General features: G+C 61.4%; 2 protein-coding genes. Both read right to left on the bottom strand.

The genetic code is table 11. The features are described 5' to 3' along the window. On the bottom strand, nt 1-505 hold a 505-nt coding region (locus EN742_RS35300; RefSeq protein WP_148670544.1), incomplete at its 3' end, for an OmpW family outer membrane protein. Between the two features lie 38 nt (nt 506-543). Further along, nucleotides 544-1,284: prolyl oligopeptidase family serine peptidase (locus EN742_RS35295; protein ID WP_245492484.1), on the bottom strand; the 741-nt coding region annotated here is incomplete at its 5' end.

Below are 1,284 nucleotides of genomic sequence, written 5' to 3'. Positions count from 1 at the left end.
CCTTGAGAGCGTCGGCGCTGCCGGTGTCCTGCTTATAGAAGACCGTGTAGTTCACGCCGGCGCCGATATAGGGCTTGAACGCGCCGAAATCGGTAAAATGGTACTGCAATGTCAGCGTGGGCGGGAGCAGCCAAACCTTGCCGATATTATCCGCCGAGCGGATCGTTCCCTGACCGTCGATGTTAGCATGGGTGGTGCCGAGTATGAGTTCGGCGGCGATATTGTCGGTGAAGAAATACGAGATATCGAGTTCCGGCGTCACCGTGTCCGAATAGGAAAGACCGGAGCCGGGAAGCTTGTCAACGTAGCCCAGATCTTTCGTAACGACGCCCAACGCCCGCAGGCGGACCTGCCAAGGGCTTGGCGCTTCGGTGACCGAAGCTCCCGTCTCCGCCAGGACGGTCTCTGCTTGCGCAGGCTCCGCGGCGACGGCCTGCTGTCCCACCATGATTAGGGCCACCGCCGCTGCTATTGCCCGCGCTACGCCCATTCGCGTTCTCGCCATGATATTCACTCCTTGATGTTCAGAAAGGATGCACTGCACTATTTGGTCTCCTGCTCGAATGAATTGTTGATGGAGCTCAAACGCTCCTCTTGCGTTGCAACGCGTTCCGCCATCTCCGGAAGGTGATCGTTGAAGCCGATTGCGCTGCGGAGAAAATTGGTGCCTAGACTGATGAATGCGGCTTGCTCCCGATTGTCCTTGCCGTAGCCGTGCCCGCCTGCGCTGGCCTCGTAGAAGTAAGCGGGATAGCCAAGAGCCTGCAGTTTTGCGGCCATCTTGCGCGCATGGCCCGGATGGACGCGGTCGTCGCGTTTCGTGGTGGCGATCAGGATAGGCGGATAGGGCTGTCCCGGCGCCGCGGCGTGATAGGCGGAGATTTCCTTCAGGAAAGCCCAATCGTGAGCCTTGTCCGGATCGCCATATTCGTCGATCCAGCTCGCGCCCGCCAAGAGCTTGGTGTAGCGACGCATGTCGATAAGCGGAACTGTGCAGAACAGAGCCCCGAAATGCTCAGGATAGCGGGTCAGCATGTTTGCGATCAGCAGGCCGCCATTTGAGCCGCCCTCAGCGGCAATCCGCCTCGGCAGGGTGATGCCCCTTCGCACGAGGTCGGCGGCAACGGCGGCGAAATCGTCATGGGCGAGACGCTTGCCCTCCCTGCGCCCGGCATCGTGCCAGCGGGTGCCGAACTCGCCGCCGCCGCGGATGTTCGCCTCCACACACGTGCCGCCGCGCTCGAGCCACAGCTTGCCCAGCGGGGAGTTGTAGTAGGGCAGGAG

The sequence above is a fragment of the Mesorhizobium sp. M4A.F.Ca.ET.020.02.1.1 genome, from assembly GCF_004022645.1.
Classification (GTDB): domain Bacteria; phylum Pseudomonadota; class Alphaproteobacteria; order Rhizobiales; family Rhizobiaceae; genus Mesorhizobium.
The sequence above is the reverse complement of the archived record's forward strand: the minus strand, read 5'-3'. Positions and strand labels throughout refer to the sequence as shown.